Origin of the sequence: Microcoleus sp. Aus8_D2 (assembly GCF_036702665.1) — a bacterium.
In the GTDB taxonomy this organism is placed as follows: Bacteria; Cyanobacteriota; Cyanobacteriia; order Cyanobacteriales; family Microcoleaceae; genus Microcoleus.
Map to the genome: position 1 here is coordinate 1 of NZ_JAUBUN010000026.1, position 21,775 is coordinate 21,775.

The 21,775-nt window shown below is 46.7% G+C and carries 19 protein-coding genes and 1 tRNA gene; 5 read left to right on the top strand and 15 right to left on the bottom strand.

Annotation, left to right across the window (positions count from 1 at the left end; all coding sequences use genetic code 11):
- Positions 1 to 872: 872 nt before the first annotated feature.
- Positions 873 to 1,373: an acyl-CoA thioesterase gene (locus QUB64_RS19980; protein ID WP_333272278.1), complete on the bottom strand. Its 501-nt coding sequence runs from the start codon at positions 1,371 to 1,373 to the stop codon at positions 873 to 875.
- 142 nt (positions 1,374 to 1,515) lie between these two features.
- Between QUB64_RS19980 and QUB64_RS19985 the strand changes: the two genes are divergently transcribed.
- Positions 1,516 to 2,370: a universal stress protein gene (locus QUB64_RS19985; RefSeq protein ID WP_333272282.1), complete on the top strand. Its 855-nt coding sequence runs from the start codon at positions 1,516 to 1,518 to the stop codon at positions 2,368 to 2,370.
- Positions 2,371 to 2,469: 99 nt separating this feature from the next.
- Here QUB64_RS19985 and psbM read toward each other — a convergent pair whose 3' ends face one another.
- The 6 genes from psbM to QUB64_RS20015 all read right to left on the bottom strand — a co-directional run bounded on the left by psbM (position 2,470) and on the right by QUB64_RS20015 (position 8,447).
- The gene (gene psbM, locus QUB64_RS19990) at positions 2,470 to 2,583 is read right to left on the bottom strand and encodes a photosystem II reaction center protein PsbM (protein WP_193970859.1); all 114 of its coding nucleotides are present in this window, start codon (positions 2,581 to 2,583) and stop codon (positions 2,470 to 2,472) included.
- A 419-nt stretch (positions 2,584 to 3,002) separates the two neighbouring features.
- Entirely contained in the window at positions 3,003 to 3,299 is a 297-nt protein-coding gene (locus QUB64_RS19995) for a 2Fe-2S iron-sulfur cluster-binding protein (protein ID WP_333272284.1), read from the bottom strand.
- 339 nt (positions 3,300 to 3,638) lie between these two features.
- Complete coding sequence (locus tag QUB64_RS20000) at positions 3,639 to 5,534, bottom strand: TolC family protein (RefSeq protein WP_333272287.1); 1,896 nt, start codon at positions 5,532 to 5,534, stop codon at positions 3,639 to 3,641.
- Between the two features lie 139 nt (positions 5,535 to 5,673).
- Positions 5,674 to 7,152, bottom strand: coding sequence for a DUF512 domain-containing protein (locus QUB64_RS20005; protein WP_333272290.1), 1,479 nt, complete (start codon positions 7,150 to 7,152; stop codon positions 5,674 to 5,676).
- Positions 7,153 to 7,276: 124 nt separating this feature from the next.
- A complete protein-coding gene (locus QUB64_RS20010; RefSeq protein WP_333272293.1) occupies positions 7,277 to 8,071 on the bottom strand; it encodes an ATP-grasp domain-containing protein in 795 nt (264 codons plus the stop codon).
- A gap of 85 nt (positions 8,072 to 8,156) precedes the next feature.
- The gene (locus QUB64_RS20015) at positions 8,157 to 8,447 is read right to left on the bottom strand and encodes a hypothetical protein (protein ID WP_333272295.1); all 291 of its coding nucleotides are present in this window, start codon (positions 8,445 to 8,447) and stop codon (positions 8,157 to 8,159) included.
- Between the two features lie 76 nt (positions 8,448 to 8,523).
- Between QUB64_RS20015 and QUB64_RS20020 the strand changes: the two genes are divergently transcribed.
- Entirely contained in the window at positions 8,524 to 8,802 is a 279-nt protein-coding gene (locus QUB64_RS20020) for a hypothetical protein (protein WP_333272298.1), read from the top strand.
- Between the two features lie 115 nt (positions 8,803 to 8,917).
- Here QUB64_RS20020 and QUB64_RS20025 read toward each other — a convergent pair whose 3' ends face one another.
- The 7 genes from QUB64_RS20025 to QUB64_RS20055 form a co-directional block, all read right to left on the bottom strand.
- Positions 8,918 to 11,476 carry a sigma 54-interacting transcriptional regulator gene (locus QUB64_RS20025; RefSeq protein WP_333272300.1) on the bottom strand — a complete coding sequence of 853 codons (2,559 nt, stop codon included), beginning with the start codon at positions 11,474 to 11,476 and terminating at the stop codon, positions 8,918 to 8,920.
- 342 nt (positions 11,477 to 11,818) lie between these two features.
- Positions 11,819 to 12,835 carry a ribonuclease inhibitor gene (locus QUB64_RS20030; RefSeq protein ID WP_333272302.1) on the bottom strand — a complete coding sequence of 339 codons (1,017 nt, stop codon included), beginning with the start codon at positions 12,833 to 12,835 and terminating at the stop codon, positions 11,819 to 11,821.
- Positions 12,836 to 12,838: 3 nt separating this feature from the next.
- Positions 12,839 to 14,248, bottom strand: a complete 1,410-nt coding sequence (locus tag QUB64_RS20035; protein ID WP_333272304.1) for an SDR family NAD(P)-dependent oxidoreductase — start codon at positions 14,246 to 14,248, stop codon at positions 12,839 to 12,841.
- A 23-nt stretch (positions 14,249 to 14,271) separates the two neighbouring features.
- A tRNA-Ala gene (locus tag QUB64_RS20040) sits at positions 14,272 to 14,346 on the bottom strand.
- A 109-nt stretch (positions 14,347 to 14,455) separates the two neighbouring features.
- On the bottom strand, positions 14,456 to 14,908 hold the full coding sequence (locus QUB64_RS20045) for a hypothetical protein (protein ID WP_333272306.1): 453 nt from the start codon (positions 14,906 to 14,908) through the stop codon (positions 14,456 to 14,458).
- Positions 14,909 to 15,013: 105 nt separating this feature from the next.
- Positions 15,014 to 15,559, bottom strand: a complete 546-nt coding sequence (locus tag QUB64_RS20050) for an adenylate kinase (RefSeq protein ID WP_333272309.1) — start codon at positions 15,557 to 15,559, stop codon at positions 15,014 to 15,016.
- 467 nt (positions 15,560 to 16,026) lie between these two features.
- Positions 16,027 to 16,935 carry an undecaprenyl-diphosphate phosphatase gene (locus QUB64_RS20055; RefSeq protein WP_333272312.1) on the bottom strand — a complete coding sequence of 303 codons (909 nt, stop codon included), beginning with the start codon at positions 16,933 to 16,935 and terminating at the stop codon, positions 16,027 to 16,029.
- Positions 16,936 to 17,265: 330 nt separating this feature from the next.
- Between QUB64_RS20055 and QUB64_RS20060 the strand changes: the two genes are divergently transcribed.
- From QUB64_RS20060 to QUB64_RS20070, 3 genes are all read left to right on the top strand, one after another.
- The gene (locus tag QUB64_RS20060) at positions 17,266 to 17,877 is read left to right on the top strand and encodes a thylakoid membrane photosystem I accumulation factor (RefSeq protein ID WP_333272315.1); all 612 of its coding nucleotides are present in this window, start codon (positions 17,266 to 17,268) and stop codon (positions 17,875 to 17,877) included.
- A gap of 269 nt (positions 17,878 to 18,146) precedes the next feature.
- Positions 18,147 to 19,076: a trypsin-like serine protease gene (locus QUB64_RS20065; protein WP_333272318.1), complete on the top strand. Its 930-nt coding sequence runs from the start codon at positions 18,147 to 18,149 to the stop codon at positions 19,074 to 19,076.
- A gap of 347 nt (positions 19,077 to 19,423) precedes the next feature.
- A complete protein-coding gene (locus QUB64_RS20070) occupies positions 19,424 to 20,485 on the top strand; it encodes a mannose-1-phosphate guanylyltransferase (RefSeq protein ID WP_333272321.1) in 1,062 nt (353 codons plus the stop codon).
- A 202-nt stretch (positions 20,486 to 20,687) separates the two neighbouring features.
- Here the strand turns inward: QUB64_RS20070 and QUB64_RS20075 are convergent, their stop codons facing one another.
- Complete coding sequence (locus tag QUB64_RS20075; RefSeq protein ID WP_333272323.1) at positions 20,688 to 21,746, bottom strand: S1 family peptidase; 1,059 nt, start codon at positions 21,744 to 21,746, stop codon at positions 20,688 to 20,690.
- Positions 21,747 to 21,775: the final 29 nt, after the last annotated feature.

Here is a 21,775-nt window from a genome sequence, read left to right on the forward strand (position 1 = left end):
TGTCCGCTCTCATGCTGCGGACAGGGGGCACGCGCGAACTAATATGATTGCGGTTAATCGATCGCACACGATATCATCATTCCGTATTCCGCCCAACCCAAAGCAACCAAACTCGTCACCTTTTCTCCTGGATGCTTTAGCTCCGCTTGCGGATTTGCTTCTCAAACATCAAGTGATATTATGTCCAGTGAATTACCCGTAATAAAAACGGTTTGAGCGTTCGGAATGCAAGTCCGCATCCATCCCAGGACTTGCATTCCGAACGCTCAAACCAATCTTATTATGGTGGTTCTAGGGGACATGATATGAGCTATCAGCATCACTGGGGACATCAATTCGCACTATACTGTTCAAACTCAACTCCCAAGATTTTTTTATAGCTAACTCAGTTAACTGCTTTTTGAGTTTATGTTCCTCCGGTCAATCTTACCTTGATTCGGCTAATTCACCATTTTAACAATTATCATGTATTTGCCAGCTAATAATTATATTTATTTTTAAAATTAATCAAATTAAATTATTGATTATTCACAATGTTGAAATAAATCGCAATATTTTTAGCTGAAACTTACTGTTTTTTTGACATAATTAAAAGTTGCCATGAAAGCTGAAGACAGGGGGACATCTCACTTTTGTTCTGACTGACGTACGGGTGACGATAAACTGGGTTTCGAGAAGTCGGAAATGCGATCGCGAACTGTTAAAAAGTTTTTTTTGTTTGAGTGCTGTCCCCGCTCCCTTGGTGATATATCTTTGCTGCGCGGGGACGGCACTCTCGTATTATTCCGATGTCACTGAATTCGATCGCACTCAAAAGTCATGCACTCTGCTGATGAGGGTTGCACCAACTATTTTTTATAGTTAACAGCAGCTTAGGTTGAAGGTGTAACAGAAAGCCTTGTCAAAGCCTCCTTGAGCGCCGACGGTAATTGGCGGATAATTTTGCCCTTGTCGCGATCGACACCAACCAAAGTTACCTGTGCAGTCACGTATAATTCTTGAGCATCGGGCGATCGAATTTCGTAATCCCAAAGCAGCCGCACACCCTCGCTAGCAGCCATCCGCGTTCTGACTGCCACAGATTGACCCATTTGTACAGAGCGGTGGTAGCGCAGCGAAAGCTCAACCACGGGCAATTCCACACCCTGCGCCACCCACTCTGCATACTCAATGCCGAGAGAGCGCAAACTTTCCACCCTAGCTTCCTCCATCCAAGCCAGATAAGTCCCGTGCCACACCGCGCCGCTGTAGTCAGTATGGTGGGGGTAGACTCGCACCAAATATTCAAACCAGCCCTCAGAGTCCATCCCGGGCCGGTTTTGAATAGCACCAGCCGCTGCGAGTTCTGGTTGAGTTCGATCGTTCTCTAACACGTTACAAATTGTTCCAAAACGCTACATTTCTACAAATCATAAAGCAAACTTCAGGCTTATGCTTAACATTAAGCGACTAGAGTAACAACGCCCTAGTGAGAGCGCCGCACAAGAAAACTCAACTGTTTTTACCCCTAAAACCATGATAGAAAAAATTTTAGTAGCCGTCGCCGGTCGCGGCTTGTGCGAAGAGATGTTTAATATGTTGATGGACATCCCTTCTTTGCAACAAAGCTCTGTCACAGTCTTGCACGTCGTGCCACAGCAAGTAACTTCCGATGGCATGGCCGACAAGTTGGAAGAAGGAGGCAAGATTTTAGCACAAGCAGTGCAGTCTTTGAAAATAGATCCCAGCAAAGTCAATCCGCGGCTGAAGCAGGGAGACCCGAAAACCACAGTTTGCCAAGTCGCAGAAGAAGAGCAATCCGACTTAGTGATTATGGGTTCCCGGGGATTCGGACGGCTGCAATCGATTTTGGAAAACTCAGTCAGCCAGTACGTTTTCCAGCTAACATCCAGACCGATGCTGTTAGTAAAAGACGACATCTACGTCAAAAGAATTAAGCGCGTCATGGTGGCGCTCGACAACTCAGAATCTGCGAAACAGTCATTGCAGCTTGCGCTATCTTTCGTCAAAGAAGTCAGCGGCGGAGAGATAATTCTAGTACACGTCACCAAAGATTTGACGGGAAAATACAGCGCAGATTTAACAGCAAGTGCTGAAAAAGACCCTGTCTTGGCTCCCGGAGTAGCACTGGCGAAACAAATGGGAGTTCGCTACCGCTGCGTGAGTGCTACAGGTAAGCCCGGCGAAGCAATTTGTCAGATTGCAGACGAGTTGAATGCCGATTTGTTGGTGATCGGTTCCCCGGATCGGCGACCGAATGTTGCCAAAAATTTCCTGGATCTCGATCGACTCCTGGGAAATTCCCTATCAGACTACGTGCGAGTCTACGCCAACTGTCCCGTCTTGCTAGCCAGGACGATCGTCGCTTAAACTCTCAACACTAACAGTTAACAAAAAAAGCGCCCCAGCAAAAAGCTGTTGGCGCTTTTTTTGCAACTAGCTTTCGCCAGAAACAAATAGCAGCAGTTGCTACTCTTTTCCGCCTTGACGGCTAGCGGTTTGAATGTACAAAATGATTAGAAAAACACTGGGAACCAATACAAACAGAATGGTTGCCACAAACCCTAAATCGTTAACTTCCATGAAGACCCCCGCCTGTATCGGAAAATAAGAAATTACACACAACTAGGATACCACTCAAAGGCAAAAGGCAAACTCGAAGACAGAAGGAGCGTCCCAGAGCCCGAGTCTCGGAACTTGGGAGAGTCGGGAGCATCTCATTTTCGCAAAAAGGATGTTTTTTTATAGTGCTGTCCACGAAGAGCGTGCTTTACACAGCACGCGAGCTCGCGACAGCACTACAAATGCTTGCACGCTCGATGCACCCTGAGAGTCCGAGAGCCGGAGAACGGGAGAATGTCTGCTTCTTCTTCCCTCTTCCCTCTTCCTTCCTTCGGCTACGCGATCGGACAAGTCTTCCTTCTATCCGTTACATCCGTTACATCCGTTACATCCCGTACATTGCTCGTTGCCGAACTTCCTTGTTCCTTCGGAAACCCCAGCTACGGCTTAGTCTTGACGCTCACCGGGCCGTTGACCATAGTTTGACAAGCCAACCGATAGTTTGCGGGTTTTTTCTTGAGCTTGCGGTTCTCAAAGTCAGTGCGGGGGGACAGATTTTCACTGCCCTCAACAATTTCCACAATGCAGGTGCCGCATTGGCCGATGCCCCCGCAATTCATCATTTTTCCCGAAAACGTGTACAAGTCGATGCGGTTTTCTAGAGCTTTGAACCTCAAATTGGCTCCGTCTGCTGCGATGACTTCCTGATTTTCCTTCACAAACTTGATATTGGCCATTGCCGATCCCTTAACGCAGTTGACATAGAACTCTATTACAAAATATTAACTAATGTGTCGGTTATTAAGAATATTTAGGGCCCAGAAAGTGGAAATTGCTCGTGGGGCAACTCAAAATGCAAAAATCTGGCTCCTGATTTTTGCATTGGTGATTTTGAGATGACGCTCCGCGTGCGGGGTCAGAAACTCGGTTTATCCCTAGATTTCACGTCGCCAAACGAATATTTTGCCCAGAAACCGGATTTCTGGGTCTTAGTTTTGAGTTGCCAAATACACGATGGCCAATGCCGTTGGCGGTTTTCGGTCGATCGCCCGAACCCAACCCAACCCAACCCAAGCTCAAGGAGCATCCGAGAGGTTATTCGTCGGAAGATTGCTCACAGCCCGCTGGAGAGACGAAAGCCCCAGGTTGTAGTTGACAATTGCCGACAATCGGTTTCTCTCAGCCCTAGTCAAATCTGTTTCCGCCTGAATCACATCCGTCTGAGTGCCGACACCAGCTTGAAACCGCAATCTAGCAAGACGCAGAGCTTCCCTCGACTGCAAAACCCCCGCCTCAGAAGTTTCAATATTCTCAAAACTCGACTCCAAACCAAAATACGCTTGTTCCACTTCCCGGCGCACCTGATTGCGGAGTTGGTCGAATCGACTTTCGGCGATCGTAATATCAGTTTCCCGCTGTTTAGCCCTCGCGTTCGCCGCGCCCCCGTCGAAGATACTCCAAGTCAGATTCGCCCGCACCGAATAGCCGTCCGCCCAGCCGCGAGCAGCAAACGGGGCCGGATCGTCAGGGACTACCCCCTGCACGTTGTAGGCAGCCGAGACACTCACTTGAGGCAAACGCCCCGCCAAAATCGATCGCCTCTGCTGCTTGCCGATATCCCTCTGTACCAACTGCTGTTCCAACTCAGGGCGATTCTTAAAAGCCTGCACGATACTCTCTTCCAAAGACAGCCGCCAAGAGCCCGCTTGCTCTACCGGGTCAGCCGCCGTCAAGTTTGCCGACTGACTGATATTCAAAGTCTCAGCCAGCCGCCGTTGGGCCACTCGCTGATCGCGACGGGCCACTGACAGTTGCTGCTGTTCGTTAGCCACATTTGACTGAGCCTGCAACACAGCAAACCGGGTTCCCACCCCTGCCCGTTCCAAAGCTTCGGCATCCCGCAAACTTTGCTGGGCATTTCTCACCGAAGCTTGGCGGATAGCAACTTGTCCGTCGGAGTTTTGCAAATTGTAGTAAGCCTCAGCAGTGTCGAAGCGGAGTTGCTCGGCTTGGCGTTCCACATCCAGTTCCCGAAGGCGCAACTGTTCCTCTGCCGCCCGGATGTTAGCGCGTCGCCTTCCGAACAAATCGATGTCGTAACTCAACTCCAAAGTGCTGTTGAGACTGTTGCTGCCGAAATTGGGCCCAATAGTGGTGGCGGGCCGTTGGTTTTGGGCAGCCGTAAAGTCTTCCCTGCGCTGTGCAGCCCGGACTGAGAGTTCTCCGCCGGCGCTCACTTGGCGGCTGGCGGCCATTTGAAAATTCAGGTCGGGATACAGAGCAGCTTGCTGTTCGCGCACAGCGGATCTGGTTTGTTGCAATTGCAGTTGGGCGATTTGCAAAACTTGGCTGTTGCGGCGGGCGAGATCGATCGCCTGTTGCAAGCTAATTGACTGAGTTTGCTCGATCCTGACATCCTCGGGCTTTGTCGGAAACAGCAGCGGATTCGGGTTGGGTTCCAGGGAAGCCGGAGGCCGGGTGTCTAAAATGCCCTTCGGGGTGAGAGGGGGGAAACTTTCATTCGGAGTGCCGCGGGGAGCTGGTGTTGGCAAAGAAGGCACCGGAACATTGTTGGGGCGGCTCGGGGCAGGTTTCTGCTGAGCGCCTTTTGGTACCGGTATTCGAGACTGCGCCAAATTCTCCTGCTGCTGAGTTGAGGGGGCAGCCGGAGCAGCCTGTTGCGGCACAGGTGGCAGGGGAGCGGTTGGGAGAGTTGATGCGATAGTAGCTTCCCCGGGCTTCTGAGACTCGGAGATTGGCCCTTTAAGGGCGATCGACTTGGAGGGATCTGATGCTAGTTCTGACGATGTGTTCGAGGTCGATCGAATATCCTGCGTTAATTCGATCTGATTGCTAAGGGCAGAACTGTCCTGAGATTGGGCCGGAGCCTGTGCTTCTGCACAGGCTCCGGCGTTGCTGAAAGTAATTGCAGCGCCCACTCCGACCACCACGATTTGACGAAAAACACGCATAATTTTTTAATTACTTTGCAATTCTAGAGACAATTTTAGAGCAAGATTGAGGTCTCAAGTTTCTAGTTTGTAGCCTGAACCCGACAGTTACAAGTCACAATTACTCTACTCATGTTACTTTTGAATGTTCGATCGACATTTACAATCGAACTTCAGCAGTTGCCAGACCGATCGCCACCGAGATTAGTTCCTCTACTCCGCTCACAGGCAAAATCCGGGTTTTCAGCGAGTTTTCTAGCTGTTCTACGGTCATGTCGTCGAGAAAACGCGGTTCCCCCTGTTTGAGCATCACCGACGGCAGGAGGATGCCATCTCCCAAGTCTTTTCCCTGCAAAGCTTCGAGTAAATCTTGCCCGGTTAGCAATCCCGTGACAGTGATAGTTTGTCCCCAGTAGCGGCTGCACAATGCTGCCATGTTGACGGACAAGCCGGGAATTTGGTTGAGTTGTTGTGCGATCGGCAAAAAAGCCTTTTCAACAGCATTTCCCACCACCCAAACCAACCGGCGCGGCCCAATAACCGGCAGCGGTTGCAGCTTAGCAAAAGCCGTTTCAAACTGCCCAATAAACTGGCGAATCGAACCCACACCATTACCAATTTGCGGATAATCTTCATAATCCGCCGCCGACGGCAAATCCAAACCAGCAATTAAAAACCATTCATCAGCCAGCCAAATACAGCCAGATTTTGAATTCCCCCTCTCCCAAGGAGATTTTAAATCTTCTAAATCTTCTAAATCTTCTCCCCCCCTTAGCAAGGGGGGGCTGGGGGGGGTGAATTTTGCCTTCTTTTTCTTAGTTTTTCCGCCACCTTTCCCCTGACTCAAAACCCCTTGAATTTTCTGCACTTGCGCGATAACTTCCCGCGCTTTTTCGGCAGTTACAGCAATCAATTCATCTTCCGCAGGACGAAAGCGAGTCAAACCCACCGGCACCACAGCCACCGAAGCCACAGCCGGGATATTTCCCGTATGAAACTTTGCCAAATCCAGCAAAGTGCGTTCCAAATGTTCGCCATCATTAATCCCGGGACAAACCACAACTTGAGCGTGAATTTGCAAGCGGCGCTCTTGAAACCATTTAATTTGTTCTAAAATCTTCCCAGCCCGAAAATTTTTCAGCAACCGAATGCGCACATCCGGTTCCGTAGCGTGCACGGAAACATAGAGAGGAGAAAGCCGCATTTGTTCGATTCTGTTCCACTCTTTTTCAGTCAAATTTGTCAGAGTGAGATAGCTGCCATAAAGAAAGCTAAGGCGGTAGTCATCATCCTTGAGATATAAAGTTTCGCGCTTTCCCGGAGGCTGCTGGTCGATAAAGCAAAAAGGGCAGCGGTTGTTGCACTGAATTAGTCCGTCGAAGAGGGCGGTTTCAAATTCCACACCCAAGTCTTCGTCATACTCTTTTTCTATTTCTAACTTGTGAGTTTTGCCTTTAGCATCTAAAACTTCTAGTTCGAGAAATTCATCGGCGCACAGGAATTGATAGTCGATCAAGTCTCTGGGTTTTTGGCCGTTGACGGCGACGATGGAGTCTCCGGGTTCAAATCCCATTTCGGCGCAGATGCTGTCGGGGATAACTTTTGTGATTAGGGCTGGTCTGGTTGATGAGTCGCTCATAAGTTCGGGATTATTTTTTATAAATTATGTATGAGTTTTTTGTATATTTGAATGTGTAAATATAATTATTATACTATGCCTCATGCACCTGTCTCAATATCTAGCGTGACAATGTGGGTCGCTTTTAGCAGCGGCTCCAAGCATGGAAAGCTCTGGCTATGCGTTCGTCAATTTCGTTGGCAATATTGCCGATGTTTATGTCGCGGTCAACGTGATTATAAATACCGTCCGTATTGACTTCAAGAACAAGCCAATTACCTTTTTCATTTTTCATCAAATCGGCACATCCAAATGAATTGATAAGGTTTGTGCAAGTCAGGGCTTGGCGAGCTTGAAACTCCGCTTCAGGTGGAGCAGAACCCTCTGCTTCGTATCTCGCACCTCGAGCATGAGCAACAAATAGAGAAGCCTTTGCACCTGAAGGAAAACGTCTGGCGTTCCAGCCAAAAGTTTCGCCTCGCACGCAGTAGAGCCGATATACTTCCGGCACTTCGACACGAATGAATTCTTGAAGAACATAAGGGCGAGGCCAGTCCTGCGGAATTGGCGTATTTAGTTCTTGCAAGCGATGTCCTGAAGCACCGCAACCCGTCGGCCACTTGACAAGCCATTGACTTTTCGCTTCCTTTTCGATTAGTTGCTTAACTTCCTCCTCTGATTCAAGTAGATATGTTCTGGGGATAGCGACCTGATGTTTGGTGAAAATTTCCGCAAGTTGGCGCTTGTCTGACGCCCACTGAATTGCTGTAAATGGAATGAAACATTTGCCTGTTGGAGGTTCTGAACTTTCCCAACCGAGCAGATAATTATGGTCTGAGGGCGTTGCACTAATCTCAAGAGTCATTACACGCGCTAAACGCTGCGCGTGTTCTTCAAAAATCCATGCCGCATTACCTGCGTTGAGAATTGCCTTTTTCATACCTCTAATTTTACCGCACTCGTCACCGCGCATGAGCGCATGAGGCAGAACGGTTTAGCTCAACCGCAGCCGTTACGCGACGCGGTTAAGTTGTTGCGCCAATAAACAAAGGTTTCGCCATCAATTGGGGGGTATGGGTAGAGGCTTCAATCGCTGCGTCAATTTTAGTTCTAACCGACTCAACCCACTCGGCATCAGCGCGATCGTACTGCCGTCCCCTTTGCGATACATCGTGATGCGCTACAAAATTTCCTCTATAAAGTAGTTGGCCAGGTCCGGGCGCTTCAAAGTATGGACTAACAACGACTTGCATAAAAATCTCAAATTTTTGGTAATAACTGATATCTTCCACCCAGATAAATTGGGCATTTTTCATTGGTGGGGGCGGGTTTATTTAACCTGTCTGCTGCCTCCAGACCTGTTGGCGAACCCGCCCCTACAGGTTATTGAAAATGCTGCAAGATCTTAATAATAACATAGTTGGCTTTAACTCAGCACAATCATCAGATTCAACAGCGTGGAACTGGTGGAAACAAGGCATCATTAAAGGTCGCCAACTCCCAACAGGAACTATCAAGAATCTCATCTATCTCAATCCCACAGTTGAGAAAGGGGTAAAGTTTGTTCGGTTATGGCTTGCTGCCAAGATTGGCGAAAGCTTGCTATTTAAAAATCTGTATCTTCCTCTGTTATTGCAGCTTGAGTTTCCCGAGAATGGGTGCGTTGGATAATAGCGGATAGTGTTTTAAGCAGTTCAAGTTGTTCTGTCAACGATAGTGACTGAGCAAGATCGATCGCTTGTTGAAGTTGTGAAGTCATAGTCAATCCTCCTTGTTTTCTTTTACATTAATTTGCCACGATCGCATACCACAAACTCACCATCAGGCACAAACTCGCTAAATGCTGCGGCATCAAAGATTTAATCGAGCGCTTGGCAATTTTTTGAGTCACAAATAGTGTGACTAACAACGATACAATCAAAGTCAAACCTTGCAAGAAACTAATCACCGCCGGATCGCCGATAAAACTCGGTAAATCCTCTCTAATTTGCCCGAAAGTGGCAAAAGTTACGGGTATCACTCGCCCGCCTTCCTGCAAACCCAATCGCCAATAGTGAGCCAAACTACCGCCCCAAACTAGAGGTAAATAACCGTAGGCGAGACAGACAAATGAAAGGGGTTTAGTAATTTTAAATGGGATAGTTTCTGCTTTTCCCAATCGGTAAATTGCTTGCATGACGGCATAGGCAACTAAGGGAATCAGTGGCGGGATAATTAACACCGCAATCGACAGTCCTAAATGAGGAAAAAATTGCTCTAAATTGATGCCCAGCCCCAACAAACTATTTATCTCCGGTAAGCGATGCAGATAGATACCGCCTAATAATAGGAATAACAGGGCGACTTCATAGCTGTGGGGAACGTGGGTAGTCCATAATTCTATTCCGGGAGGGCGCAGATTTAATTCTACCGAGCGATGGGGACAAGCTTTTAAGCAAGTCATGCACAAGACGCAATCTTTATTATCGGTTAATTGGGCGGGATGGGAATAAACCGGACATCCATTAGTAGTTAATCCTTCCCCAAAACCTTCGCCTCCTTTATAGCAATGGTAGGTGCTGCATTCCGCCGCGCAGGTTCCTTGTTGGGCGCGCAGTTCGATAATTGAGAGTTTAGCAAATAATCCATTCATTCCCCCGATCGGGCATAAATAACGACACCAAAACCGCCTCTCGAATATCAGCGAAAAAATTACCGCTCCGGCGGTGATTAGCAATAACAAACAACTGGATAAATAGGCGGTATTTTCTAAATTCCACAACTCTTCCCACAGAAATATCAAAGTAAACATTCCGAAGAGAAACCATCCGCCCCATTTTTCAGCTTGTTGGCGCGGCCATTTATTGAGAGTTCGCGGGAAAACTTTCAGCGATAGTTTTTGGACGATTTCTCCATAAATCATAAAAGGGCAAAAAGCACACCACAATCGCCCGACGATCGGGAATAATAATAAAATTAACGGCCACCACCACGCCCAAAATATATTTAGGGCAAAATTATGCTGTCGATCTTGGGGGGCGACAAACAGGATAATTACCACCAATGCAAATACCCAAGTGGTAAACCAATAATTTACGCGATCGGGATACCAATCGCTCCGTAAAAATTGCCGAAATTTGGGATATATCTTGAATAAATTGAGTCTAAATTTTTGTTGCTTTGCCGCTTGCGCCCAAAACACTTCTTCTGTTAATACCTGACTCCCCTGTGCTTGAACTAAGGCGCGATCGACCATTCCCTGCAATTCCTGCAAGTTCCCAGGAAAATCGTAGGCTTGCAAGCGGCGAATTGCTTCCGGCGTGACTTGGGGCTTGACTAATTTCTTTGGGCGAGAAAAGATGTTGAGATAATAGTTAACTTGTGCCTCTAAATCTTCTTTGCGCACCCGCAATGATGGGACTTTAATCTTGTGTTGCGTCAGCTTATCTAGCTGGGGTTGGACGATTTCTGAGATTAAAATTATCCGGGCATTACTAGAACGCGGTGGCGGCGGTATTTGTCCTTCCCTGACTGCGGGTGTATAGGTTCCATCGGTTAATAATTGCTGTATTTTGGGGCTTAATTGAGCTGGTAATTCTTGCACGTCATTTAAAATTAACGTCCCTTCTCCCAACCATTCCAACAACCCTGGCTTACCGCCCAAACGCCCGAATAATTCGGCTCCATTTGTCTGAAGCAAGGCACTTTTTATCTGAACAACTGGCTGGCTGCGACGACTTGAACCGAAATGAATTAAAGCAGCTAAATTATCCTTTTCTAAACCAGGTTCGCCAGAGATTAACACCGATCGCTCGTCACTGGATGCAGCCCGAATTTGTTGGCGCAATTTCACCGCATAACGACTATTCCCGATGACTCCCCGTTTCGCCTGCGGTACTAGATAGCTGCGCAGGGCGTTTTGACGCTCTCTTTCGTAGGCGATTTCTGCTTCTAGCTGCTCTAATTTCGCGGCCAAACGTTGAGCGTAGGCTTCGGTGATGCGTGGATATCTTTCTAGCAAACTGCGCCAGCGATCGGCACTAATTACCCAAAATTGACATTCTGTACGAGTAATAATTCTACTATCTGCCGGTTGCGATCGCTGGAGTGCTGATAAATTGACGATCGCCCCCGGTAACAAACTACTCCCCCACATTAAGCCCGGTTGTTTGCGCCGGTAGCGATCGGCCTGTCCTCGTTCTAGGATGTAGAGATTGGTGACAGGCGTATCTTCGATTACCACTCGAAATCCCGGGGGAAAAGTTGACATGGACATTTCAAGCGCGATCGCTTGTAAAATCTCGCGGGATAATATGCCTAATTCCGTGTTCTCTTGGAGCCAGTTAACTAATGTTTCGGTAGACATCGCTTAGCGCCGGCGAAAGCCGAATCGTGGTAGTTGGTGTAGGATATATTATATTCAAAAACTCGACAACCATTCTTCAGCCATTTTGGGATATTTTATGGGAATTTGTTTTTGCATAACCAACACAGCATTTCAAAATATATTGCTCTGACTGTTATTCTTTTCATTCCCCAGAGTCACCAAACAGAGTTAAACTCAACGATATACACTCTGGATTAAAGAAACACTACGAGGCTTTTGTGATTCCTCACCCAAATTCAGCATTCGGTTACGCTTTAACAAAACCTCAATTCGTCGATCCGATCGCCCATCTAACATCAGATGGCGTAATTTTTGATTTATTTATAATGCAGTAATTAATGCTATTTTACCCTCCTCAGTAATTCCATTTTTTGCCAGATTGAGCTTAAATAGAGTTTGGTTGTCTCTCAGAAAATTCGCGATCGCACTTGCACCTACATCTCCAATCTGATTGGGCTTTGCTTTTAACACTTGTGTAGAAGGACTGTAACCTAAATCCAGATTACCGATCGCGGGGTGAGTTTGCAGTGCTGCTAATAATCGAGCGCAACCCTCTACCCCAATGCCATTGCTAGCCAATCCTAAATCGATCGGTGTTTTATTTTCTACCAATCCACCCGCTAAAACTGTAACACCTCGATCGCCCAGATGATTGACATTAATAAATAAGCCAGTAATTACAGGATTCTCAGCTAAAAGATTAGCCAGTAAAGCAGCCTGGTTTGCCTGAATTTGATTGCCGCCCAAGTACAGCCGTTCAACAGTACGATTGGTGTAAGTCAAAACCTCTAAAATGGCTGCTATTCCCCGAGCTCCGATTTGGGTATTGACTAAATCCAGCGTGCGGATACTTGTATTGCGACGCAACATTTCCGCTAGATAATATGCACCTGCTACGCCGATAGGATTGCGTTTTAACCACAACCCAGTTACAGATTGATTGTGCGTCAGCGCTTCGGCAAGTGCAGCAATACCTGTGGATGAAATCGCATTGCAACCTAAATAGACAATCTCTAAACGGTTGTTGCATTGAATCAATCGCGCTACATCTTTAGCACCCCGATCGCCAATACCATTGGTTCCCAGTAATAAGCTAGCGATCGCATCATTATTGGCCAATGCTTCAGTTACTAAATGACATCCCATTACACCTAAACCTTGCTTGCACAAATCGAGTCGTCCATCGGGCATGACTGTGCCGCGCGGGAAGACTGTTTTTTGAGCGATAGACCGATCGGTTTGCAGGTAATCAATTAAGGATTTTAGCTCGATTACCACCTCGGAGGAAGACTCTATAGGATTGGGTAACGGACAGTGAAGATCGGTATTTACCATCATTTGCTACCAGGGATAGGGGGCATAGTCTTTAAGAAAATGACCGTACATGGGAGGATCGGGGTTTTCAATACCTTGAACGATCGGATCGTAAATTCTTGCCATCCCATCGATCGCATCTAATGGCGTGTAAAAACCTTTTTTTGCTTGAACTCGTATTTTCTTAGGATAAGGATTTTCATTGGTAATCCAACCCGTATCGACGCTGTTCATGAAAATATTAGATCGGGCATAATCAACCGCCGAGGTTCGCGTCATCATATTCAAAGCTGCTTTTGCCATATTTGTATGGGGATGATAGGATTTTTTACTCTCGCGATTGAATTGTCCTTCCATTGCCGAAACGTTGATGATAAAGCGTCTGGGAAAGGAGGAACGAAGTAGTAATGGTTTGAGTTTGCTGTTGAGAATGAAGGGTGCGATCGCGTTCACTAACTGTACTTCAAGTAACTCGATCGTGTTTACCTCATCGAGTTTTAGCAACCAGCTATTTCCGGGGCGAAGATCCAGTTGTTGTCCGTCAGCATCGAAGCGATCGCGCGGGAAGTAATCGGCGATCGCACTCGGTGTACTATCTTTGTCATTGAGTTGACTTTCGAGTAAAATAGATTGGTGTCGGGGAGAATTTCCTGTTAATATATTGCCATCGATCGAGATTAATGCTTGCGCGTTTTTGCTGAGTATTTGTGATGCTTCTCGTTCTCGATCTAAGAGATGCTGATAAAATGCCAATGGACGTTTAATAGTTTGAGCTGCATTGTTGATGATAATATCCAGAGCCGATTCAGTATCGAGTAAATCCCGTACAAATGTTTCGACTGCTGGAATATTTCGCAGATCTAGTCCGTGAATTTGCAGGCGATCGCGCCATTGCTCGAAATCGGGTTCTCGACTATAGCGATCGGCACAGTCATAGGGGAATCTTGTAGTGAGAATCACCTTAGCACCATCTCGCAACAGCCGCAATACCATCTGATAGCCAATCTTGATCCGTCCGCCTGTCACTAATGCAGTTCGCCCAACTAAATCGGTTCGCTGTTGTCGTTTTTGGTAATTGAATTGGGCGCATTTTGGGCAGAGTAAATGATAAAAAAAATGAATTTGTGTATGGGGTGTTTTGCAAATGTAACAAAGGTTCGGCTTGTGCAAATGCTGCGCTCTGGTTGTTGATTCTGGTAACGCAGCGAATGGCTGTTGTTGGTGCTGGTGCCGCACCATGACGGTTGATGCTTTGAGTTGGCGATCTTCTATTTGTCGTTGTTGTTTTTGAGTTTGACGCGAACTTTTGCGTTGCTCTTTATAGATTTTGGCAATCAAACTTTTGAAGCGATCGTGTTTGCCAATGACCGCTGGATCTTCGGAAATTTGTTGCAGAACATTGAGGCAGATTTCTAATTGGTCTGGTGGGATATTCATCTGAATTATATGCCCCAAAAAGGTGGGACTGAGGGAGACTCGAACTCCCAACCTCTGCGATGCCGTCGCAGCGCTCTTCCAATTGAGCTACCAATCCCAAATCTTAGAAATCGATTATATTTTATCATACTACATTATGGACGATAGCTGTCTAACGGCAAAGGTTAGTAGTGGCAGATAACCTTTGCATGACTTTCACAAGCAGAATTAACTTTTAAATTGCCAGTTGACAGATAGCCAATCAAATCCACCCCACGCGATCGATCGCAAATTTCCAATTCCCGGAGCGGGAAAATGAGCGGCAAACATTAACGTGCGATCGCCCGCAATTTTTGACAGCACAGTTTGGCGGGTAGTTGCAGCCATCTCTCGATCTTTATTAAAGGCTTTCAGTCTGGTATCGGAATTGGGTTTCGAGATCGCCCCCGGTAACAAGCTACTCGCCCACATTAAACCAGGTTGTTTGCGGCGGTAGCGATCGGCTTGTCCTCGTTCTAGGATGTAGAGATTAGTGACGGGTGTATCTTCGATGACGACTCGAAATCCAGGGGGAAAAGTTGCCGGTTCCATGGAACGGGCGATCGCCTGTAAAATCTCGCGGGATAATCTGCCTAATTCGGTACTCTGTTCGAGCCAGTTAACTAATGTTTCGGTAGACATCGCTTAGCGCCGGCGAAAGCCGAATCGTGGTGCTACATCAATATTAACGGTAACTATAGCACGTCCCGTTCAAATCCGACCTACAGGTTTAGTTCAGTTGAGTCGTTAGGCTGGTGCACCATCTTCAAAGTTAATCTGATTTTTAACTGATTCAAAAAATCGCGAAATCTGCTCAGCCGATGTGATGTGATAGACATTTTTGGTACTGCGCGCCCGATCGATATATTCGCGATATTTTGGGGTCAAATATTTGTCACACAACCAAAGCACGCGGTAACTGGTAATCGAACTCTTTAATATTGGGCTGTTTTCCGGCCAGCCTGCGGGCGGTTTAATCTTACCCGAGATCATTCGTTTAGTCACCCACCAAAAATGCACGTATAGCGGGAGATCCACAAAAACCAGAGTATCCGCCTCATCCAGCCGCAGCCAGAGAGTTTCCATGCAACCCAATCCGTCAATAATCCATCTGTCAGCCTGCAAAATTTCCTGATGGGCGCGCTTATAATCTTCCTGTGAAACCTCAGCGCCACCCGATCGATATTGAATCTTGTCTAAGATGTGAAGCGGCAATCCAGTGATGTCCGACAATCTCTTGCTGAGAGTGGATTTACCGCCTCCAGTGTTGCCAAATACGGCTACTTTTTGCATAGTTACTCTTCTTTGACCGAGTTCTAGTTTAAGTTTAGCCGATCGACTTTGCGAACAAGTATTTAGGGCGATCGACTTTTCGAGTCCGCTGCATTCTACGATTAATAGCTGCCTTGAGAAATCTGCTGCTCCTTACTATCTATTTCCCATACACCTGTCTCAATATCGATCGCCACAATTTTATCTTTGTTACTCGGCTCAATTTGCTATCGCACAGTGCGAGCGTCAATCTCATCGCCGAGTCGTGCAAACTCTTGCTTAGTATAACGGAGTTTAAGAGCAGTCATCGCAGTTCCATGTGCTACTAGACTTAATTATACTGTTTTAACTTGCAATCAGAATCAAGGCAAATTTCTCGCGATCGATCGGGAGTTGGGCTTGACGCACATTGTAGGATCTAATTCTGTCATTTTTTGCGACTAGCGGGTATAGTAGGAGCGACTTTTGCCACTCCTACAAAATTTATTTTATCCTTGTGGATTTTGCAATACACCACCTGCGAGAGCAGTTAAAATCGCCACGCCAAAGGCCAGCCGGTACCACACAAACACCCAAGTATTCTGAGTTTGCAGGAACTTCATCAGCCAGGCGATCGAAATATAGGAAAAAATAAAAGCTGAAATTGTTCCGACTATCAAAGCTACAACTCCAGCGTCGCTGGCGCCTTCACCCAAAGCACTTTTCAATTCCACTAAACCAGCCAGAGTAATTGCCGGAATTCCTAACAAGAAAGAAAACCGCGCGGCGGCGCCTCTTTGCAATCCGATGAACAATCCTGCTGTTAGGGTGGAACCCGATCGCGAAACACCAGGAATTATTGCCATTGCTTGAGCTAATCCCATTAAAATACCATCTTTGATATCTAATTTTTCGTAATCCCGTTCGCGCTTGCCAGTTTTTTCGGCGATCGCTAACAGCAGCGACATCACGATCGAAGCAATGGCGATCGCCCCTAAACTCCGCAGCGGTGATTTATCAAAATCTTTAACAAATATCTTGATCAGCAGTCCAAAAAAGATAATCGGTATAGTTCCCAAACCAATTCCCAGGGCCATCCGAAACTCTTGGGATTCGTAGTCCGATCGGGTAATAGCTTTAAATGCACCAATAGCTATATTTGTCAAGTCTTTCCAAAAATACCACAGCACTGCCACAATGCTGCCCAATTGAATTACACCAACATAAGCAACGCCGGGATCGCCCCATCCCAGGGCCACCGGGACTACCTTCAAATGAGCGCTGCTGCTGATGGGCAAAAATTCTGTTAACCCTTGCACGATACCTAAAACAATCGCCTGCAAGATATTAATCTCATGCTGCGCGTTGCTAGGGACGGCCGGCGTCTGGGCCAGGAGTACGTCAAGTAAAGCTATCATAAGTTGTCAGTTCTCTGTTGTCAGTTCTCTGTTGTCAGTTGTTTGTTTAATCTAAGATCTTCCACCATTCTCAGGAACGAGTTCCTGTTCCCATTCCACAGCACATAAATTTTCTGGTGGATCGGGTACGGGTTCTGGCGCCTGAAAGGCTGATTGCGACAGGTGCAATTTGTCAGTTGAATCCTACTGTAGATTGCAACTAAAAGAGAATTAAGATCTTCAATCAAAAACCACCTTAACCTACTCAGCAACATTTGCCTACAGTTGCTGATACAATTAGAAAAGTTTTTGCATCTAGTGAAGCCAGCTTACAGCAAGTGCCAACAACCTATGATATTTTCCGAATCCAAAAAATTAATTTTTACTGCTGCTTCTGGCATCAGCTCGCTGCGGCGAATCTTGTCGGCCAGTATTTTTACTGTCGCGATCGCACTTAGCTTGATACTGTTCGCCGGCCAGCAGCCAGCCTTCGCAACACTCACGGACGATCGCTTCGACGGTACAATCTTTGCCCTCTACGCCGGCAACGGTTCCCTTGTCCCTCCTAAAGTCAAGCTGACAGATTCTTTCAATCGCAAAAAACCCGCCTTGTTGGTTTTTTATACAGACGACAGCAGCGACTCCAAGCAATACGCGATCGTCGTTTCTCAACTCCAGGAATTTTACGGCCGCGAAGCCGATTTTATCCCCGTAAGCATTGACTCTTTGCCTTCGCAACCGTCACCTAAACTGACCGAACCCGGTCATTATTACGAAGGTTTTGTACCTCAAACAGTCATTCTCGATCAATCGGGAAAAGTAGTTTTTAACGAAAAAGGACAAATACCTTTTGAGAAGGTAGACGATGCCTTTAGGAAAGTGTTTGACTTGCTACCCAGAGAAAAATCTGTCCCGCTGAAGCGCCGTGTCGTCAACGAACTCAACATCGAGTTGTCGAAGTAATATCTAATTGCTGATAGCTAATTCATGAATTACGCATTATATAGGACGAACGGGTAGCCAGAAACCGGGTTTTTCACCAAAATATCTCGTTCCAGCCGTGAATTCTGCCAAAAACCCGGTTTCTCCACTCTGACGAACGGTTAGCCAGAAACCGGGTTTTTCACCAAAATAATTGGTTGCAGCCCGTAATTCTGCCAAAAACCCGGTTTCTTCAGTCCGAGTGCGTCCTGAAAAGTCCTAAGTTTTTCACCAATTGTCAACATCCTCAAATGAAGCAAGTTATAAAAATATTATTAATGACTGTTTTGACCGTACTTTTAGTTTTAGAAGCAGCAGAAGTAGGGCGATCGATAATTAGTGCTTTTGGCGATAGCAGTTCTCGCAAACCCCTAGCTTTAGAGCAACATACAGGTGTCGCCTACCTAGAACCGGTGCAGTGTACGGGTTCCCTGTTAACCGGAGGATTGCATATTCTCACGGCCGCCCACTGCTTGAATGAAGGCGGAGTCAAGGTTCCGGCTGGCACGGCAGTAACGGCAATTTTTAAATTGCCCAGAGGTCAAGTTACTATCCCTGTCAGCAATTATTACATTCATCCCGGATGGACTGGTTACGAATCAGAAGTGGGTAACGATATTGCTATTTTAAAGTTGAAAAAAGCAGCGCCACCGACTGCGGAACAGTACGAAATTTATCGGAACAAAAATGAAGTCGGTCAGTTATTTACAAAAGTTGGCTATGGATATACTGGCGTGGGTAGCAAAGGACAAAATGAAAATTCTAATTCTGAGGCGAAACGATATGCAGGTCAAAACCGCTACGATGCACTCGGTGATATTTTCAAAAATGCTACAGAATCTGATATGTCCGAGTTAGTATTGGGCAGTCAGTTAATTTTTGATTTTGATGACGGCACTGCCAAACATGATACTTTGGGGAGGCATTTTCCTAAATTAGCCGATCGCGGTTTGGGAAAAAATGAAATCGCCACAGCTAGCGGAGATTCCGGCGGGCCGTCGTTTGTGGGCGGGAAAATTGCCGGGATCAGTTCTTGGGGTTATAGCGATCGCGGATTTTTCAAAACAAATATCGGCGATATTGATAAAATTGACGATAATGGCAGTTTTGGCGAAATTTCCGGCGACACGCGGGTATCATTTTATGCGAATTGGATTGACAAAGTGACAGGTGGAAGATAGAAGGTAGAATTAAAAATTAAGCTACGGGTAAGGATGCGGCATTGCCCATAAGTGTCAACTGGATCTCAAACGTATTCACAGACTGCTGTTTGGCGATTAGGCCAAGATCCCCCCTAACCCCCCTTAGGAAGGGGGGGACAAGAAGCGGCCAAAGTCCCCGCAACGATTCGGGGAGGGGAGAGAATTCTTCTCAAAGTCCCCCTTCTTAAGGGGGATTTAGGGGGATCTGACCTTGGCTACAAACGAGATTTATCAAGAGTTTTAGTCTTAAGTTGACACTAATGGATAATGCCGTCTTCCTACGGAGATCGAGGCAAAATGGACGTGAACTGTTTAAAATTTAAACCATGAGTAGAACCTTAATTCCTGTGATTCTTGCCGGCGGTAAAGGCGAACGTTTTTGGCCTCTGAGTCGCAAACAGCGCCCCAAGCAGTTTTTGAGTCTCGACGGTAGCGGCAAGAGTTTGCTACAAGCTACTGCGGAAAGACTTTTGGAATTAGGTAACGGTTGGGAGGATTTGTGGGTGGTAACATCGGAAATGTTGGCCGATGGAGTGCGAGAACAATTGCCGCTTTTACCTCCCCAGAATTTGCTGGCGGAACCGGAGGGCCGGGATACTGCGCCGGCGGTGGCTTGGACTGCTATAGAAACTGCGAAGCGTTACGGTGAGGATGCAGTGGTGGGTTTTTTCCCGGCGGATCACTGGATTGGGGAACCGCAGGAGTTTATCAAGACTTTGGAGGCGGCGGCGGATTTGGCGACGAAGGAAAGTGCGATCGCCACTTTGGGTGTCAAACCGAGTTATGCTTCTACTGGTTACGGCTACATCGAACAAGGTGAGGAAATTGGCAGTTTTGGCGGTTTTCCGGCGTATCGGGTGGCGAGATTTACCGAAAAGCCCGATCGCGCGACGGCTGAGGAATTCGTAGCCAGCGGTAAGTTTAGCTGGAACGGCGGAATTTTTGTGTTTCGAGTCGGCACAGTCTTGACAGAATTGCGAAATTATGTACCCGAAATGATGGCAGCTTTGGAAGCTAAAGGTGCTGCTGCTTACTCCGAATTGCCCAAAATTAGCATCGATTACGCGCTGATGGAGAAGACACAAAAGGCTTGTGTGTTACCCGTAGGCTTTAGTTGGGACGATTTAGGTGATTGGAATGCGATCGGGCGTTTGCTGCAAGGAGACAAGCCAAATGTCGAGTTAGCAAAACACGTCGGAATTGATACCAAGAATAGCATTCTTTATGCAGCGGATGACAATGAAGTGATTGTCACGATCGGTTTAGAAGATGTTGTCGTTGTTAGGGATGGCAATGTTACTTTAATTGTGAAAAAAGAAAGGACGCAGGAGATTAAACAGGTAATCAAACTGTTGGGAGAAGACGAGAAATTGAAAGATTTGCTGTAAGGGCAGACACGACGACCTCAGAAACCCGGTTTCTTCCTAAATTTCTCGTTACCAAACGCAAAACTCGTAGAAACCGGGTTTCTCGCCTGTGGGTGCGGGCAATGAAACTGTCCGAAGTATTGTTAACCCCAGCGTATTGAAATATATCCCCGACTTCGCAGAAGTTGTCTGAGTTCTGAATATTCAAAATATATCAATGAGACTAAAGCTGAGTGCAACTTTTAGCCGCCGCAGCCTGTTGCCGCATCAGCGTAGCAGTGTTATAATCTGGTGGGGAAACTTTTAAATTTGATGTCCCCGGCTGCTGAATAAATCTCATATCTTTAGGCGTTTTATCAGCCATTTTTGTTGAGAACTGCGGTGCTAATTGCAAAAACTTTTCGCTGGGAATTCCCCAACTCGATCGCACCATTAACTGCCGCATTGGTTCACAAGGTTTAGAGCCGTCCTGAAACACATAAGGATCTCCCCAAAGCGGATAAGCGTGCATTCCGTTCACAGCTACCACCTCACCCGCCCTATTCAGCACGGGCCCGCCGCTCATGCCTTTTTCAATTTGATTGTTATAACCCAGTTGATAGCCGTCTTCGAGGGATTTTTCAGGTATTAGCGATACTCGTCCGTCAGTGAATTTCCATCCAGTTGTATCTGACTTGTCACCTTCAAAAGGAAAGCCGGCAGCATATACTTGGTCTCCTTCTTTGACTGCCGAAGAACTTCCAAACACGCCTATATTGTAGTCGGATTTGGTACTGCTAAACTGCAAAAGTGCTAAATCTTTGCCTGTAAATAGAGTTGCTAAATATCGGGTGGCGGAGTAAATCTTACCGTCTGGAGTTTGGATGCGATAGGTTTTTCCTGACTCTAATACGTGGTCGTTTGTCAGCACGGTATAAACTTGTTCTTGCCGCCCAATGACAATCCCCGAACCCCAACTATCTCCAGAAAGCACCTTTACAGTAATTGAACGGGCTTTTTGGAGTATAGCTTTTGCCGATAAATCTCCTACTCTCTGGGGAAGCGATTCTCTCTGATTCTCTCCTGACAATCGTTTTAGGGGTTTGGCAGGCAAATTCAGCGGTTGCGCCGCTGGCGATTTCACAGGTGGCTTGCTTAGTTGAAATATACCTCCTTGAGATTGCTGCGATAAATCTGTGCGGACAAGTTCACCAGCCGAGAAACCTCGATTGTGTAGTTGAACTGCCACTCCGGTTAACAAACCAGCAGTACAAGTTAAGAACGCTAGGGGAAACCAATTCATTAATATTAATGTTACAGAATTTACGGCAG

What these genes read in the sequence shown, in the direction of transcription:
- QUB64_RS20025 (WP_333272300.1), bottom strand. Translation starts at nt 11,476, where the DNA reads ATGTCTACCGAAACATTAGTTAACTGGCTCCAAGAGAACACGGAATTA.
- QUB64_RS20065 (WP_333272318.1), top strand. Translation starts at nt 18,147, where the DNA reads ATGAAGCAAGTTATAAAAATATTATTAATGACTGTTTTGACCGTACTT.
- QUB64_RS20050 (WP_333272309.1), bottom strand. Translation starts at nt 15,559, where the DNA reads ATGCAAAAAGTAGCCGTATTTGGCAACACTGGAGGCGGTAAATCCACT.
- QUB64_RS20020 (WP_333272298.1), top strand. Translation starts at nt 8,524, where the DNA reads ATGCTGCAAGATCTTAATAATAACATAGTTGGCTTTAACTCAGCACAA.
- QUB64_RS20075 (WP_333272323.1), bottom strand. Translation starts at nt 21,746, where the DNA reads ATGAATTGGTTTCCCCTAGCGTTCTTAACTTGTACTGCTGGTTTGTTA.
- psbM (WP_193970859.1), bottom strand. Translation starts at nt 2,583, where the DNA reads ATGGAAGTTAACGATTTAGGGTTTGTGGCAACCATTCTGTTTGTATTG.
- QUB64_RS19995 (WP_333272284.1), bottom strand. Translation starts at nt 3,299, where the DNA reads ATGGCCAATATCAAGTTTGTGAAGGAAAATCAGGAAGTCATCGCAGCA.
- QUB64_RS19985 (WP_333272282.1), top strand. Translation starts at nt 1,516, where the DNA reads ATGATAGAAAAAATTTTAGTAGCCGTCGCCGGTCGCGGCTTGTGCGAA.
- QUB64_RS20060 (WP_333272315.1), top strand. Translation starts at nt 17,266, where the DNA reads ATGATATTTTCCGAATCCAAAAAATTAATTTTTACTGCTGCTTCTGGC.
- QUB64_RS20035 (WP_333272304.1), bottom strand. Translation starts at nt 14,248, where the DNA reads ATGAATATCCCACCAGACCAATTAGAAATCTGCCTCAATGTTCTGCAA.
- QUB64_RS20005 (WP_333272290.1), bottom strand. Translation starts at nt 7,152, where the DNA reads ATGAGCGACTCATCAACCAGACCAGCCCTAATCACAAAAGTTATCCCC.
- QUB64_RS20070 (WP_333272321.1), top strand. Translation starts at nt 19,424, where the DNA reads ATGAGTAGAACCTTAATTCCTGTGATTCTTGCCGGCGGTAAAGGCGAA.
- QUB64_RS20030 (WP_333272302.1), bottom strand. Translation starts at nt 12,835, where the DNA reads ATGATGGTAAATACCGATCTTCACTGTCCGTTACCCAATCCTATAGAG.
- QUB64_RS20045 (WP_333272306.1), bottom strand. Translation starts at nt 14,908, where the DNA reads ATGTCTACCGAAACATTAGTTAACTGGCTCGAACAGAGTACCGAATTA.
- QUB64_RS20015 (WP_333272295.1), bottom strand. Translation starts at nt 8,447, where the DNA reads ATGAAAAATGCCCAATTTATCTGGGTGGAAGATATCAGTTATTACCAA.
- QUB64_RS20055 (WP_333272312.1), bottom strand. Translation starts at nt 16,935, where the DNA reads ATGATAGCTTTACTTGACGTACTCCTGGCCCAGACGCCGGCCGTCCCT.
- QUB64_RS20000 (WP_333272287.1), bottom strand. Translation starts at nt 5,534, where the DNA reads ATGCGTGTTTTTCGTCAAATCGTGGTGGTCGGAGTGGGCGCTGCAATT.
- QUB64_RS20010 (WP_333272293.1), bottom strand. Translation starts at nt 8,071, where the DNA reads ATGAAAAAGGCAATTCTCAACGCAGGTAATGCGGCATGGATTTTTGAA.